Raw genomic sequence first — 14,617 nt, forward strand, 5'->3', positions numbered from 1 at the left:
CGCCAGCTCGCATAGCCGATCTTCTCCAACTCGTGTATGAACATGGGCCCCTTGAGACGATCCAAAGGACCCATGCGGCAACGGAAATTGAGTTATGCCTTGCTTGCGCCGTCAAGGCTCTGATCGAAGCGCTCCGGCTTCGTTGGAAGGCCACTGCGAAGGGTCGCCATGTGGTCGGGGCGATCGACGGGCCGTGGCTTCGTTCCTCAGCTCTGACCCGCCGGGTTTCGTGGCTGGTCTGTTGGGTCCGGCAGGTTCGCCGCGTAGATCCAATCGAGGCCGTCCTCTCCGTTTTCGTCGAGGTGTTCGGCCCGGGACAGGCCAGCATGGACCGCCACGCGTTGGGAGGCGACGTTGGCCGGCCTGACGCGGGCGATCAGCGGGAGGTCGGGGACGGCTTGGGATGCCCAGGTGGTGACCGCAGTCGCGGCCTCGCTGGCGTAGCCATGGCCCCATGCTGAGACGGCGAAGCGGTAGAAGAGGTTGAGGATCTTCATACCGTGCAGTTCCATGGGCTTGATTCCGCAGAAGCCCAGTTGCTGGGCACTACCGTGACGTCGGACGACCCAGTACCCGTATCCACAGCTCTGCCATTGGTTGGTCCAGCGTTGATAGAGCTGCTCCGCCTCATCGAGGTGGGCGAGCGCGTCGGATGGATTGTGCAGGCTGGTCTGCGGGTCCTTGTGAATCGCGAAGATCGCATCAATATCGGCTCTGGTCGGGGGCAGCAGCACCAGCCGGTCGGTCCTCAGTTCTACGCCCGTCGGGCCCAAGTCGCTCATGAGCAGATCGTAGAACTCAGGGCTGACGGCAACGTCAACGGCAGCAGCACCGAACAACGGCTGACGGGCTCTCTGACTTCCAAGCGGAAATGCTGATGAGAGCGTGCTGTTCCGTCATTTATGCCTGTTGGGTGGGGTGAAGGCCGCCGGGCCGATGGCGTGGGTCGGATGCGTGCTGCCCGTGGCTCGCGATGGGCGGGTGCCCGTAACCGGCGGGTGCCACCTCACTGCGGCGGGCCACCGCGATGGCCAGAACCGCCAGCAGCGTGGTCACGGCGACCGACGCCGCGAGCGCGGTCCACGTGGCTGTGTCAGGGTGGATCAGCGACTGACCGCGCAGCGCCTGCCACGCCGTGATGGTGAACAGCGCGGTGTAGCCCAGGATGGCGACCCCGGTCAGCCGGGCGCGTGCACGTTCGCTGCGCAGCCAGCCGATCCGGGCCGCGAGGGCGGTGAGAACCAGCACCGCGAGCACGAACACCTGGATGGAGTGCAGGCTGATGAAGTGCGGAACGCGCAGGTCGCCGCCCACGGTGCTCCAGTTCGTGAGCGGCATGCCGTCGCCGTCGGGCACCCCCACCCCGTGCCCGCCCACCAGCGGGACCGGGTTCCCGTAGGCGTCCTCGACCGTCCGGGGCTTCCTCGTGGCCGTCCCGACGATGAAGGACGCCAACCCCATGCCGACGACGGCCAGCCAGAGCCCGGCACGCAGGGCCCAGATGAGCGCCGTTTCACCGACTCGCTGGAACAGCAGCATGACAGCGATGAGCAGGTTCGCCCCGAACAACCCGACCACGCCCGTGGAGAAGAGCACCTGTCCGATCTCGTTGAACGCATCGGTGCCGGTGTTGAAGTGACTGTAGGTGCCGCGGGCGGCCTGCACCGCGATGAAACCGACGTCGACCAGCCCGGCGACGGCCAAGGCCGTTCCGAGGGCACACATCGTGCGCCTCGCCTTGCGCAGCTTCGGCAACAGCCATGCGAGCGTCGCGCCATGGATGACGAACGACACCCCGAACTTCAACGGTTTGACCCAGATCGACTGCTGCATGAGCTCGCGACCGTCCGCGAGGAGGCCGAAGATCGCGACGACGACGAGCGCGGACATCGCCGCCACCATGATCATCAATGGTCGATGCCACGACCGCACTTCGGCGAACGAGATGGACATCGGGTCCTCCGGCCGGCTCATGCGGCACCCGCCTGTCGCAGTGATGCGTACGGTGTATCAATTGTCATGCGTACAGAGTAACGATCAACTCCAAGGAAGCAGCATTCCCCTGCGGTTTTGAGAGAAGAAGTGAACTAGTGCTGTAGCGATTGAACTAGTACACTTGCCGCACGCCAACGAATCGGGGCAGCCATGTCGTCATCAACGCAGCGACCGGATCCGCCGTACCGGCGGATCGTCGCGGAGATCCGTGCCCGGATCCTGACCGGCGACCTGCGGCCCGGCGATCGGATGCCGTCCATCCGGCAGATCGCCCAGCGATGGGGAGTCGCGGTCGCGACCGCGACCAAGGTGATGGCGGCGCTCCGCGACGACGGGCTGGTCGAGACCAAGGTCGGCGCCGGCACGGTGGTCAGCGCACGCGCGAGCCGGCAGCAGCCGACCGGCCCGAGCACGCCACTGGAGCCACGGCAGGGCGGGATCACCAAGCTGAACCGGAAGCACGTTCTCCGTGCCGCCATCGCGATCGCCGACACCGAAGGACTCGACGCCGTGTCCATGCGGCGGCTCGCCGCCGAACTCGGCGTCGGTCCGATGTCGCTGTACCGGCACGTGGCGAACAAGGACGAACTGGTGACGCAGATGGTCGACGAAGCCTTCGGCGAACCGGACCTGCCCATTCCGGGGCCGGAGGGGTGGCGAGCCAAGCTCGAACTGATCTCCCGCGGGCAATGGGAGCTGTGCCGGCGACACCTCTGGCTGCCGAGGGCCATCTCGTTCACTCGCCCGTCGCTCGTCCCCAACATGATGGAACATACGGAGTGGACCCTGCGCGCGCTCGACGGGCTCGGGCTGCCCATGACGACACTGATTCAGGAGGCGCTCACGCTGCACACCCTGGTCCTCACCGTCGCTCTGTCCATGGCGGACGAGGTCGAGGCGGAGCAGGAGACCGGGGTGACGCTCGACCGGTGGTGGCTGGCACAGCGCAAACGGGCCGACGAACTCCTCGACAGCGGACGATTTCCACTGTTGGCGGCGATTCCAGAGGAAACGGCGTCGGACCTGAACGGACTGTTCGAGTATGCCCTCGCACGCCATCTCGACGGGTTCGCCGCCCTGGTGGAGGGCCAGGGCCGAACGTGGTCATGAGGCTACGGTGATCGCCGGTATCCCTCCCACCTCAGATGAGGTCGGCTGAAAGCAGATCGTAGGCCCGTGCCAGGTCGTCGGCCCACGAGGCGTCGTGATCACGCTCGAACGCGTCGTACAGGCGGGCTCGTACCACGTCGCTGTGCAGCCAGGTGAGGACCGCGGCGGGCAGCCGCGCTCCGCCGGCCCACCCGGTCACCAGGTCGGCGAGGTGACGGTCTGCCGCCGGTCCGCGGGTTGTGTCCCAGTCGCGGAGAAACAGACTCGTGCTGCCGGTGAACTCGCCGGCCACGCTGAGGAATTCGGCCGCGTCGCATAATGAGCCGACCCGCGGCGGGTACTCCGCCAACAGCGACCGCCAGATCGCCGTGAGGTAGCCGTCGACGGCCTCCCGTTCAGCCGTCGGCCAGGTCCGCCAGCCCTGCCGGACCAGCAGGCTCAGGACCATGCTCGGGACGAGCTCATGTCCGGTGGCGAGCCGCTCCAGCAGCAACGGCAGCAGACTCTTCACGTCATCGCCGGTGCCGACCGTGTTCCCCAGGCTGATCGTCAGCGAGAACAGGTCATGCTCATCCACCGCGACCGAACCGCGGCAGTGCGGGCACCCTTCGAGCACCGCCCGCCGCGGGTAGCCGGCGAACGCCTCTTGAAGCCGTCGCACCGCAGCGGCCAGCCCGTCGTCCATCCGGTCAAGTGTCGCACCGTCGCCGGCGACACGACGACCGTCTCCAGCGTGATCGTCTCCCCGCCACGGCGGACCTCGCGGTGGTCGGGTGGCGTGGAGCGAGACGTTCCCGCGCGGACGGGTGCGGTCGGTGGAGCACGTCATCGTCATGTCCGACCTTGCGGACAAGATCGACAAACGTGGACAGTACCGACGGCACATGGATGTACTGCAAGTAGTTCGTGCCTCTCTGCGCGGTCGGCGAAGCGACCGACCGCCCCCGGCTCAGAACAGGTCGAAGACGGTGTTCACCCAGTCGGCGACCATGGCGGGCCTGGTGAGGATGACGAAGGCGGAGATGAGGAAGGCCGGGACGGCGACGATGTAGCCGAGGACGAGCCCGGCCACCGCCATGCCGTGGCCGGGCCTGATGCCCTGCTTGGTCTTCCTGGCGGCCGCATGGCCGAGGACGATGGCCACGATGGACGGGATGCCGAAAAGGCACCAGCTGCCGATCAGCCCGATGATGCCGAAGATGAGGCTGGCGACGGCGATGCCTGAGGTGGGTGCTGACGGCTGCGTGGGGTGCGGGTGTGGCGGAGGGCGATGGTCGCCGCCCTCATAGGGGGAGTGCATGTCGGCTCCGTCCCTGAATGAGGATCGAGCTGCCAGGATCCTCCGGTTCCCTTCGCTGATCAAGGGCTCTGCCGTGGCGGTTCAGTTCCAGTGGTTGAACAGCAGCTCGCCGAGCTCTGCAATGTGCAATTGCTCTGAGGGACGATCCCGGGTGCGGGGACCTTGCCCGAGGCCGCGGTGTGCGGCGGCGGGGGCCGGATTCAGGTCGCTTCTGCCCCCATCAACGAGGGGAGAAACGTCCAGGTAGATCACTATCTGGGGGTTTTATAACGAATCGTGCAACTTCCCGTTCACCTCTTGGCGACGACCGTACGCAGTTCTAGGGTGCAGTGCAATGCCACACAGCACTAGGAGACGGATGGATGTCTGAGGAGATCGAGCCGCACGCCGGAGCCGTGCGGACCCGGGCCGGAGCCGTCGCCCCCGTCGCGGGCGTGCGCATCACCGGGGGGCTGCTCCGTCAGTGGCAGGACCGCAACCGGCGCGCGACCATCCCGCACACCGTCGAGCAGCTGCGGGCCGCGGGCAACGTCGACAACCTCCGGAGGCTCCTCACGGACGACGCGCCGCCGCCCTACCGGGGCCGCTACCCCTTCCTCGACACCGACCTGTACAAGACCCTCGAAGGGCTCGCGTACGAGATCGGCCGCGGCGAGGCCGGCGAGAGTGAGCGGGCGTTCTTCGACGAGGTCGTGGACCTGCTGGAGCGGGTGCAGGCCGAGGACGGTTACCTGAACTCGTTCTACCAGGACCCGGACGCCGCCAAGAAGCCGTGGGAGGACCTGGCCTGGGGGCATGAGCTGTACAACCTGGGCCACCTCATCCAGGCCGCCGTCGCGGCGGCGCGGCGGATGGGCGACGACCGGCTGCTCGGCGTGGCGGTCAGGTTCGCGGACCTGGTGGTGCGGCGCTTCGGCGAGGGCCGCGAGGAGGCGGTGTGCGGCCATCCGGAGGTGGAGATGGCGCTCGTCGAGCTCTACCGGGAGACCGGCGAGCGCGACTACCTGACCCAGGCCCGGCTGTTCGTCGACCGTCGCGGCCGGGGCAAGCTCGAGCACCGCATCTTCCCGCCGGAGTACTTCCAGGACCATCTGCCGTTCCGCGAGCTGCCGTCGGTCACCGGGCACGCGGTGCGGATGGCCTACCTCGCCGCCGGGGCGGCCGACGTCTTCATCGAGACGGGCGACCGGACGCTCATCGAGGCACTGGAGCGCCTCTGGGACGACATGGTCGCCGCCAAGCTGTACATCACCGGCGGACTCGGCAGCCGGCACTCGGACGAGGCCATCGGCGACCGGTACGAGCTGCCGTCCGAGCGGGCCTACAGCGAGACCTGCGCCGCCATCGCCACGATGCAGTGGGGCTGGCGCATGTTCCTGGCCACGGGCGGCGCGAAGTACCTCGACGTGTTCGAGCGCGTCCTCTACAACGCCTACGCGGTGGGCCTGTCCGCCGACGGCAGGGCGTTCTTCTACGACAACCCGCTCCAGCGCCGCCCCGACCACGAGCAGCGCAGCGGCGCCGAGACCGGCGGCGAGGAGCTGCGCCGGTCGTGGTTCGGCTGCCCGTGCTGCCCGCCGAACATCGTCCGGTGGATGGCCCAGCTCGGCGACTACGCGGCGGCCGAGCGCGACGGCGCGCTCTTCCTCGCCCAGTACGCCGACGCCCGCGTCGAGACGGACGCCGTCGCGCTGACCGTCGAGACGGCCTACCCGTGGGACGGCGACGTCCGGGTCACGATCGAGCGGGCCCCGGCGCACCCGTACGCGCTCAAGCTGCGGATTCCGGCCTGGGCGCGCGGCGTGACGCTGGACGGCGAGCCGGTCACGGCGGAGGACGGCTGGCTGACCGTCGAGCGCCGGTGGGCGGAGGGCGACGTCCTGCGCCTGGGACTGCCGATGCCGGTACGCGCGCACGCGGCGCACCCGTACGTGGACGCGGCCCGCGGCGCGGTGGCCATCGCCCGCGGACCGCTGGTCTACTGCGTCGAGCAGCAGGACGTGCCGGCCGATGTGGACGACCTCGTGCTCCGTCCGGCCGACATTGTCAGCGCGAACATCGCCGAGGACCCGGCAGGCGCCGTCGTTCTCCGGGTGCCGGCGAGCGTCGTCATCCCCGCGTCCGCGGAGCTCTACCCCGAGCTCGGCGCGGACGCCGGCACCAGCGGGACGGCGGACGTCCCCGCCGCCCTCGTCCCCTACTTCCTGTGGGGAAATCGCAGGCCAGAGGCCATGCGCGTGTGGATCAGGTCACAGTGACGGCGGCCCCCCGGCGTCGCTTCGGTAAACGGAAAGCCAGCTCGAAAGAAGGCACAATGAGGAGATCGGCCACGCTCGCCGGCGTCGCGATGCTCACCACGTTGGCAGTCTCGGCATGTGGTGGCGGAGGCGGGGAGAAGAACGCGTCCGCCTCCGGTGACGGGGCTCCGGCCGCCACCTCCGGCGGCACCGTCCACGTCCTGCAGACCGCCGACTTCTCCCACCTGGACCCGGCCCGGGGCTGGGACGGCGGGGTCAACAACTTCTACCGGCTCATCTACCGGGGCCTGACGACGTTCGGCGCGGGCCCGAGCACAGCGGGCACGAAGGTGGTCCCCGACCTCGCCACCAGCACGGGCACCCCGTCCGACGGCAACAAGACGTGGACGTTCACCCTCAAGGACGACATCTTCTTCGAGGACGGCAAGCCGATCACCAGCGAGGAGGTGAAGTTCGGCATCGAGCGCGCCTGGGACCCGGAGGCCGGCATCGGCTCGCCCTACGCGAAGCTGCTCATCGACGCGCCCAAGGACTACAAGGGCCCGTACGTCTCGGGAGACCTGGACACGATCGAGACCCCGGACCCCAAGACGGTCGTCTTCCACCTGAAGAAGCCGTTCGCCGACTTCGCCAGCGCGCTCGTGCAGCCCAACTTCGTGCCGTTCCCCAAGGGCACGGGCGCGGCCGCCGCGTTCGACACCAAGCCGATCGCGTCCGGTCCGTACAAGGTGGAGAGCTACCAGCGCGGCTCGAAGCTGAAGCTGGTGCGCAACCCGCACTGGAAGGCCGCGACGGACACGGTCCGCGCCGCCAAGCCGGACGCGTTCGAGTTCTCCTTCGGGATCGACGGCGCGACCATCGACGAGCGCATGCTCGCCGGGCAGGGCGCCGACGCCAGCGCGATCGCGGGCGCGATCCAGCCGGCCACCGTGGCCCGCATCCAGGACCCGCGTTACAAGGCGCGCACGCTGTCGGGCTACATGGGCTGCACCACGTACATGAGCCTGAACACCACCAAGAAGCCGCTCGACGACCTGAAGGTCCGTCAGGCGATCAACTACGCGATCAACAAGGACAACGTGGTCGCGGGCGACGGCGGCACGACGCTGGCCACCAAGGGCGGCGCGATCCAGCCGCCGACGATCGTCGGCCGGCTGGACTACGACCCGTACCCGACGGACCCGGCCAAGGCGAAGCAGCTGCTGGCCGAGGCGGGCCAGGACAAGGGCTTCGACCTGACCCTGGACGTGCGCCCGGTGCCGCGCCAGCAGGGCATGGCGGTCGCGATCCAGGAGTCGCTGAAGCCGCTGGGCATCAACGTCAAGATCAACAACATGGACACGTCCACCTTCTACGAGGTGATCGGCACGCCCGCCCGGCAGCACGACGCCGCCCTCACCGGCTGGTGCCCGGACTGGTCGTCCGGCGCCACCTTCCTGCCTCCGCTGTTCGACGGCCGCAACATCTTCGAGAAGGGCAACAGCAACCTCGCCCAGATCGACGACGATGCCATCAACAAGAAGATCGACGAGATCGCCGCGATGACCGACGTCAACGCCGCCAACGCGGCCTACGGCGAGCTGGACAAGCAGATCATGGAGAAGGCTCCGATCGTGCCCCTGCTCTACGAGAAGAACGTGACGGTCATCGGCGAGAACATCGCGGGCGCCTACCTCAACGACTCGTACTCCGCCGGCATCGACCTGGTCTCGGTCGGGCTCAAGGACCCGAGCAAGTAGGACGGCCATGACCACCGCCGCAACCTCGCACGACGCGATGGCGGACCCCCTGGCGGGCGCGGGCAGCGCGCCCGCCACGGAGGGGCGCCGGATCGCGGGCGCCCTGCTGCGCGACCGGGGCGCCGTCCTCAGCACGGCGTTCCTCGCCCTGGTCGTGCTGATGGCGATCTGCGCACCGCTGATCTCCGCCGTCACCGGTCACGGGCCGAACGACTTCGATCCCGCCGCCGTGGACACCAACCTCGGCGGGCTGCCGCGCGGCTCGTTCGGCGGTGTCAGCGCCGACCACCTGCTCGGGGTGGAGCCGCAGAACGGCCGCGACATCCTGGCCCGCATCGCCTACGGCGCCCGCGTGTCGTTCCTGATCGCGATCTCGGCGACCGTGCTGACCACGCTGCTCGGCGTGGTGTTCGGGCTGCTGGCCGGCTTCTACCAGGGCTGGGTGGACCAGGCGATCTCGCGGGTCATGGACTTCCTGATGGCCTTCCCCGCGCTGATTTTCATGATCGCGATCCTGTCGTCCCTGCCGACGGGCAACCGCTCGGTCCTGCTGGTCACGGTGATCACCGTGTTCGGGTGGCCGTACCTGGCCCGGGTGGTGCGCGGGCAGACGCTCACGCTGGTGAACCGGGAGTTCGTCGAGGCCGCCCGCGCCTCCGGCGCGTCCACCGGGGCGATCGTGTTCAAGGAGATCCTCCCGAACCTCCGCAACTCCCTCATCGTCATGACGACCCTGGCCGTCCCCGGCTACATCGGCACCGAGGCCGGCTTGTCGTTCCTCGGAGTCGGCGTCACCCCGCCGACCCCCTCGTGGGGCCAGATGATCTCCAGCGCGGTGAGCTGGTACGCGACCGACCCGATGTACTTCGCGGTGCCGGGACTCTTCCTCTTCCTCACGGTGCTCTCGCTGACCGTGCTCGGGGACCGGGTCCGTGCCGCCACCGACGCGGGGGAGGCGTCCTGATGGCCCGCTACGTCGCCGGCCGGATCGCCGGGCTCGTCGTCCTGCTCTTCCTGGTCTGCCTGTTCACCTATCTGATCTTCTTCAAGCTGTCGCCGGACCCGGCGCTGATGATCTGCGGCAAGACCTGCACCCCCGACCGCGTCGCGCAGATCCGCAGCTCGCTGGGGCTCGACCAGCCGTTCGTCACGCAGTTCTGGGACTACGTGAGCGGGATCGTCGCCGGCCGCGACTACGGCAGCGGGGCGAACCTCATCCACTGCCCGGCGCCCTGCCTCGGCTACTCCTTCCAGAGCAGCCAGTCGGTCACGCAGATGATCGTGGACCGGCTCCCGGTCAGCGCCACGGTCGCGGTGGGCGCGGCGGTCCTCTGGCTGATCGTCGGCATCGCCGCCGGCCTGCTGAGCGCGGTCAAGGAGGGCTCCTGGTGGGACCGGGCCGCGATGGGCCTCGCCCTCGGCGGAGCGAGCATCCCCAACTACGTGCTCGCGCTGACTCTGCAGTACGTCCTCGTGGTCGAGCTGCAGATCCTGCCGTTCCCCTCGGCCGTGCCGTTCTCGGACGACCCGGTCCTGTGGTTCCAGTCGTACCTCATGCCGTGGCTGGTGCTCGCCACCGGTTACGCCTGCCTCTACGCCCGCCTGACCAGGGCGAACGTGATCGACGCGCTGGCGCAGAACTTCATGCGCACCGCCCGGTCCAAGGGCATGAGCCCGGTGCTCACCATGCGCCGGCACGCGCTGCGGCCCGCGCTGACCCCCATCGTCACCATCTTCGGCATGGACTTCGCCGCGCTCATGGGCGGCGCGCTGATCACCGAGACCGTCTTCGGCCTCAACGGCATCGGCAAGATGGCGGCCGACTCGATCGCCAAGAACGACCAGCCGGTGATCATGGCGGTCACCCTCCTGGCCGCGTTCTTCGTGATGGCCGGCAACGTGGTGGTCGACCTGCTCTACACCGGTCTCGACCCGAGAGTGAGGGTGTCATGAGCGAGCTGCTCGTCGTCGAGGACCTCACGGTGACCTTCCCGACCACGCGCGGCCCCGTGGACGTGGTCAAGGACGTGTCGTTCACGGTGGGGCGGAACGAGACCGTCGGCATCGTGGGCGAGTCCGGCTCGGGCAAGTCGATGACCAGCCTGGCCGTCATGGGCCTGCTGCCGGCCGGGGCCCTCACGCGGGGCAGCATCCGGCTGGACGGCGTCGAGCTGCTGGGCCGTACGGACCGGGAGATGCGCCGCATCCGGGGCGAGCAGGCTTCGATGATCTTCCAGGACCCGCTGTCGTCCCTGAACCCCTACTACACGGTCGGCCTGCAGATCGAGGAGATGTACCGGGCCCACAGGAAGTGCTCGCAGCGGGCAGCCAGGAAGGTCGTCGTGGAGGCCCTGACACAGGTGGGCATCCCCGAGCCCGAGCGGCGGGCCGGCTACTACCCCCACCAGTTCTCCGGCGGGCAGCGGCAGCGCATCATGATCGCGATGGCGCTGGTCTGCTCGCCCGCGCTGCTCATCGCGGACGAGCCGACCACCGCCCTGGACGTGACCGTGCAGGCGCAGATCCTGCGCCTGCTGGCCGGCCTCCAGCAGGAGACCGGCACCGGCATGGTGTTCGTCACCCACGACCTGGCCGTGATCAGCTCGATCGCCACCCGCGTGCTGGTCATGTGCCGTGGCGAGCAGGTCGAGTACGGCGACGCCGAGCAGGTCTTCTCCGCGCCGCGGCACGACTACACGCGGATGCTGCTGGAGAGCATCCCGCGCATCGACGACGAGGTGGTCCTGTGAGTGACGTGCTGCTCCGCGCCCGCGACCTGACCAAGCGGTTCACGGTGCGCGGACCGTACCGGCGCAGGAACGAGTTCACCGCGGTGGACGAGGTCAGCTTCGACGTGCGGCTCGGGGAGACCCTCGCCGTCGTCGGCGAGTCCGGGTGCGGCAAGTCGACCAGCGCGCGGATCGTCGCCAAGCTGATGGAGCCGACCTCCGGCACCCTGGAGTTCGCCGGCGAGGACATCACCCACGCCACCGGCGCCCGGCTCGCCCGCTACCGCGCCGACGTGCAGGTCGTCTTCCAGGACCCGTTCTCCTCGCTCAACCCCCGGCACACCGTCGAGCGCATCCTCATGGCGCCGCTGGACTACCAGGGCATCGCCCCGAAGGGCGGCCGCCGCGCGTACACCAGGGAGCTGATGGAGCGGGTCGGCCTCAACCCCGACCACGCGCAGCGCTACCCCGCCCAGTTCTCCGGCGGGCAGGCGCAGCGGATCGGCATCGCGCGGGCGCTGGCCGTCAACCCCAAGCTGGTGATCTGCGACGAGGCCGTGTCCGCCCTGGACGTCTCCGTCCAGGCCCAGGTCATCGAGCTGCTGCGGCGGCTGCAGCGGGAGAGCGGGTTCAGCTACATCTTCATCGCCCACGACCTGGCCGTGGTCCGGCAGCTCGCGCAGCGGGTGGCCGTCATGAACAAGGGAAAGATCGTGGAGGAGGGCCCGTGCGAGGAGGTCTTCCGGTCTCCGCGTGACGAGTACACCCGAACGTTGCTGGCCGCGATCCCCCGGATCAACCCCGAATGGGACCGCAGAAGGAGGGCCGCCCAGTGAGCGTCACCGCCACGTACATCATCCCCGGCATGCTCGTGCGCGACCACGTCACGCCCGTGCCGCTCGACTGGTCCGACCCGGCGCGCGGCCGGATCGACCTCTTCTTCCGCGAGCTCGTCGACCCGGGACGGGCCCGCGAGGACCTGCCGTGCCTGGTCTACCTCCAGGGCGGCCCCGGCGGGAAGGGACCGCGCCCGCTCAACACGGACGGGTGGATCGGCCAGGCGCTGAAGACGCACCGGGTCATCGTGATGGACCAGCGCGGCACCGGCCGCAGCAGCCGGATCGACGGCCGCCGGATGAGCGCGTTCGTGACCGCCGAGGAGGGCGCCGACTTCCTCGCGTGCTTCCGCGCCGACGCGATCGTGGCCGACCACGAGCACGTGCGCAGGACGTTCTTCGGCGGCCGGCGCTGGAGCACGCTCGGGCAGTCGTACGGCGGCTTCCTCACGCTGACGTACCTGTCGGTGGCGCCGGAGGGGCTCAGCTCGTGCCGCGTCACGGGCGGCCTGGCCGGGCTCGACCCGTCGGCGGCCGAGGTCTACCGGCGCACGTACCCCCGGGTCGAGGCGAAGAACAAGGAGTTCTACCGGCGCTACCCGCAGCACGTCGAGCAGGTGGGCCGCATCGCCGACCGGCTGGCGGGCGGCGACGTGCTGCTGCCCGACGGCGACGTGCTCACGGTCCGGCGGCTCCAGTCGCTCGGCATCGACTTCGGCATGAAGCCGGGCTACGAGCGCATGCACTACCTGCTCGACGAGGCGTTCAACGGGGACGAGCTGTCGGCGGTGTTCCTGCACCAGGTGCTGGCGCGCAGCTCCTACAGCGACAACCCGCTGTTCGCGGCGCTGCAGGAGAGCATCTACGGCCACGGCCCTGGCGCGACCGCGTGGGCGGCGCAGGAGGAGCGGGCCCGGCATCCGCAGTTCGCCGAGGAGGCCAGGCCGCTGCTGTTCACCGGCGAGATGATCTACCCCTGGATGTTCGAGGAGATCGCCGAGCTGCGCCCGTTCCGGGGCGCCGTCGAGGCACTGGCCGCCCGGAAGGAATGGCCCCCGCTGTACGACCTCGACCGGCTGGCCGCCAACGAGGTCCCGGTCGCCGCCGCCGTCTACCACGACGACATGTTCGTGGACGCCGGCCTGCAACTGGACACCGCCTCCCGGGTGGGGAACACCCGGTGCTGGGTCACCAACGAGTACGAGCACGACGGCATCAGCGACCCCCGCGTCTTCGACCGGCTGGGCGAGCTGATCCGCGACATGGGAGGAGAGATCACCGGTGCGTGAAGGCAGGCCCCCGAAGCTTTCCGAGATCCCCGCGTTCACCGCGTACATGAACACCGGCTGGGCCACGCCCGACCGGACCCCGCCGGTCGTGCCGGGCGCGGCCCGGGCGGCGGCGGCCCACCGGGCCAGGCTGGCCGAGGCGCTCCCGGGCCGGACCGTCGTGCTGGGCGCGGGCGAGGCGCCGATCCGCAGCAACGACACCGCCTACGACTTCCGGCCGGACAGCGACTTCTTCTGGCTGACGGGCTGCGCGGTCGAGAACGCCGTCGTGGTGCTGCGCGGCGCCGACGCCACCCTCTACCTGCCGCCGCCCGCCTACCCGGGCGAGCCCGGGTTCTGGACGGACGCCAGGTACGGCGAGCTGTGGGTGGGGGCCGCGCCTGGCCTGGCGGACTGGGCGGCGGCGCTGGAGGTCCCGGTCCGGCCGCTGGCCGAGCTGGCCGAGCTCGGCGTCGACCCGGCCGCGCCCCTGGACGAGGAGGTCGGCCGGACGCTGGCCGAGCTGCGCATGTTCAAGGACGACTGGGAGATCGGCCAGCTCCGCGAGGCGGTGGACCGTACGGTCGAGGGCTTCGCCGCCGTCGTCCGCGAGATCCCCGCCGCGGTGGCCGGGCCCGGCGAGCGGTGGCTCCAGGGCACGTTCGACCGTTACGCCCGCGCCTACGGCAACGGCCCCGGCTACGCCTCGATCGTGGGCAGCGGCCGGCACGCGCCGACGCTGCACTGGGTGCGCTGCGACGGCCCGGTGCTGCCGGACGAGCTGGTCCTCCTGGACATGGGCGTGGAGACCCACGCGTACTACACGGCCGACGTGACGAGGACGTTCCCCGCGTCCGGGACGTTCTCCCCGGCCCAGCGGCAGGCGCACGACCTGGTGGAGCGGGCGCACCGGGCCGGCCTCGCGGCGGTGGGCCCGGGCCGGCGCTTCACAGACTTCCACCACGCGGCCATGGAGGTCATCGCGCACGGACTGGCCGACTGGGGACTGCTGCCCGTCTCGGTGGACGAGGCGCTGTCCGACACCGGGCAGCACCACCGCCGCTACCTGGTGTGCGGCATCGGCCACCACCTGGGCCTGGACGTGCACGACTGCGCCAGGGCGCCCGAGGAGTCCTACCACGGCGCCGTCATGGCGCCCGGCATGGTGCTCACCGTGGAGCCGGGGCTGTACTTCCACGCGCACGACCTGACCGTGCCCCCGGAGCTGCGCGGGATAGGCGTCCGCATCGAGGACGACCTCCTGGTGACCCCCGAGGGCGCCGAGGTCCTGTCCGCCGCGCTGCCCCTCGACGCAGCCGGGCTGGAGAAATGGATGGCCGCCGTGTAGTCGAGCCGTGAAGTCGATGTGACATTGCACCAGT

The 14,617-nt window shown here is 69.7% G+C and carries 13 protein-coding genes; 9 read left to right on the forward strand and 4 right to left on the reverse strand.

Going from position 1 to position 14,617, the window contains the following annotated elements; all coding sequences use genetic code 11:
- Positions 1 to 206: 206 nt before the first annotated feature.
- Positions 207 to 782, reverse strand: coding sequence for a GNAT family N-acetyltransferase (locus tag AB0H64_RS40445; RefSeq protein WP_357635941.1), 576 nt, complete (start codon positions 780 to 782; stop codon positions 207 to 209).
- 118 nt (positions 783 to 900) lie between these two features.
- Positions 901 to 1,953 carry a hypothetical protein gene (locus AB0H64_RS40450; protein ID WP_357635943.1) on the reverse strand — a complete coding sequence of 351 codons (1,053 nt, stop codon included), beginning with the start codon at positions 1,951 to 1,953 and terminating at the stop codon, positions 901 to 903.
- Between the two features lie 192 nt (positions 1,954 to 2,145).
- Here AB0H64_RS40450 and AB0H64_RS40455 point away from each other — a divergent pair, with 192 nt between their 5' ends.
- A complete protein-coding gene (locus AB0H64_RS40455; protein WP_357635945.1) occupies positions 2,146 to 3,105 on the forward strand; it encodes a GntR family transcriptional regulator in 960 nt (319 codons plus the stop codon).
- A gap of 31 nt (positions 3,106 to 3,136) precedes the next feature.
- On the opposite strand, the gene AB0H64_RS40460 is transcribed toward AB0H64_RS40455, so the two are convergent.
- Positions 3,137 to 3,790, reverse strand: a complete 654-nt coding sequence (locus AB0H64_RS40460; RefSeq protein ID WP_357635947.1) for a hypothetical protein — start codon at positions 3,788 to 3,790, stop codon at positions 3,137 to 3,139.
- Positions 3,791 to 4,054: 264 nt separating this feature from the next.
- Positions 4,055 to 4,405: a DUF4190 domain-containing protein gene (locus AB0H64_RS40465; RefSeq protein WP_357635950.1), complete on the reverse strand. Its 351-nt coding sequence runs from the start codon at positions 4,403 to 4,405 to the stop codon at positions 4,055 to 4,057.
- 362 nt (positions 4,406 to 4,767) lie between these two features.
- Here AB0H64_RS40465 and AB0H64_RS40470 point away from each other — a divergent pair, with 362 nt between their 5' ends.
- From AB0H64_RS40470 to AB0H64_RS40505, 8 genes are read left to right on the forward strand one after another with little or no spacing between them, the layout of a single operon-like run.
- Positions 4,768 to 6,663, forward strand: coding sequence for a beta-L-arabinofuranosidase domain-containing protein (locus AB0H64_RS40470; RefSeq protein ID WP_357635952.1), 1,896 nt, complete (start codon positions 4,768 to 4,770; stop codon positions 6,661 to 6,663).
- A 56-nt stretch (positions 6,664 to 6,719) separates the two neighbouring features.
- Positions 6,720 to 8,402, forward strand: coding sequence for an ABC transporter substrate-binding protein (locus AB0H64_RS40475; protein ID WP_357635955.1), 1,683 nt, complete (start codon positions 6,720 to 6,722; stop codon positions 8,400 to 8,402).
- A gap of 7 nt (positions 8,403 to 8,409) precedes the next feature.
- The gene (locus AB0H64_RS40480) at positions 8,410 to 9,366 is read left to right on the forward strand and encodes an ABC transporter permease (RefSeq protein WP_357635958.1); all 957 of its coding nucleotides are present in this window, start codon (positions 8,410 to 8,412) and stop codon (positions 9,364 to 9,366) included.
- Positions 9,366 to 10,355: an ABC transporter permease gene (locus tag AB0H64_RS40485; RefSeq protein ID WP_357635960.1), complete on the forward strand. Its 990-nt coding sequence runs from the start codon at positions 9,366 to 9,368 to the stop codon at positions 10,353 to 10,355. Before AB0H64_RS40480 ends, AB0H64_RS40485 begins: the two co-directional genes overlap by 1 nt.
- Positions 10,352 to 11,152, forward strand: a complete 801-nt coding sequence (locus AB0H64_RS40490; protein WP_357635963.1) for an ABC transporter ATP-binding protein — start codon at positions 10,352 to 10,354, stop codon at positions 11,150 to 11,152. Before AB0H64_RS40485 ends, AB0H64_RS40490 begins: the two co-directional genes overlap by 4 nt.
- Complete coding sequence (locus AB0H64_RS40495) at positions 11,149 to 11,967, forward strand: ATP-binding cassette domain-containing protein (protein WP_357635966.1); 819 nt, start codon at positions 11,149 to 11,151, stop codon at positions 11,965 to 11,967. Before AB0H64_RS40490 ends, AB0H64_RS40495 begins: the two co-directional genes overlap by 4 nt.
- Positions 11,964 to 13,256, forward strand: a complete 1,293-nt coding sequence (locus tag AB0H64_RS40500) for an alpha/beta fold hydrolase (RefSeq protein WP_357635969.1) — start codon at positions 11,964 to 11,966, stop codon at positions 13,254 to 13,256. The genes AB0H64_RS40495 and AB0H64_RS40500 overlap by 4 nt, the downstream gene beginning before the upstream one ends.
- Entirely contained in the window at positions 13,249 to 14,583 is a 1,335-nt protein-coding gene (locus AB0H64_RS40505; RefSeq protein ID WP_357635972.1) for an aminopeptidase P family protein, read from the forward strand. Before AB0H64_RS40500 ends, AB0H64_RS40505 begins: the two co-directional genes overlap by 8 nt.
- The last annotated feature ends 34 nt before the right edge of the window (positions 14,584 to 14,617 follow it).

The sequence above is a fragment of the Nonomuraea sp. NPDC050733 genome (genome assembly GCF_040654215.1).
In the GTDB taxonomy this organism is placed as follows: domain Bacteria; phylum Actinomycetota; class Actinomycetes; order Streptosporangiales; family Streptosporangiaceae; genus Nonomuraea.

What these genes read in the sequence shown, in the direction of transcription:
- AB0H64_RS40455 (WP_357635945.1), top strand. Translation starts at nt 2,146, where the DNA reads ATGTCGTCATCAACGCAGCGACCGGATCCGCCGTACCGGCGGATCGTC.
- AB0H64_RS40470 (WP_357635952.1), top strand. Translation starts at nt 4,768, where the DNA reads ATGTCTGAGGAGATCGAGCCGCACGCCGGAGCCGTGCGGACCCGGGCC.
- AB0H64_RS40465 (WP_357635950.1), bottom strand. Translation starts at nt 4,405, where the DNA reads ATGCACTCCCCCTATGAGGGCGGCGACCATCGCCCTCCGCCACACCCG.
- AB0H64_RS40445 (WP_357635941.1), bottom strand. Translation starts at nt 782, where the DNA reads ATGAGCGACTTGGGCCCGACGGGCGTAGAACTGAGGACCGACCGGCTG.
- AB0H64_RS40460 (WP_357635947.1), bottom strand. Translation starts at nt 3,790, where the DNA reads ATGGACGACGGGCTGGCCGCTGCGGTGCGACGGCTTCAAGAGGCGTTC.
- AB0H64_RS40490 (WP_357635963.1), top strand. Translation starts at nt 10,352, where the DNA reads ATGAGCGAGCTGCTCGTCGTCGAGGACCTCACGGTGACCTTCCCGACC.
- AB0H64_RS40480 (WP_357635958.1), top strand. Translation starts at nt 8,410, where the DNA reads ATGACCACCGCCGCAACCTCGCACGACGCGATGGCGGACCCCCTGGCG.
- AB0H64_RS40450 (WP_357635943.1), bottom strand. Translation starts at nt 1,953, where the DNA reads ATGTCCATCTCGTTCGCCGAAGTGCGGTCGTGGCATCGACCATTGATG.
- AB0H64_RS40485 (WP_357635960.1), top strand. Translation starts at nt 9,366, where the DNA reads ATGGCCCGCTACGTCGCCGGCCGGATCGCCGGGCTCGTCGTCCTGCTC.
- AB0H64_RS40475 (WP_357635955.1), top strand. Translation starts at nt 6,720, where the DNA reads ATGAGGAGATCGGCCACGCTCGCCGGCGTCGCGATGCTCACCACGTTG.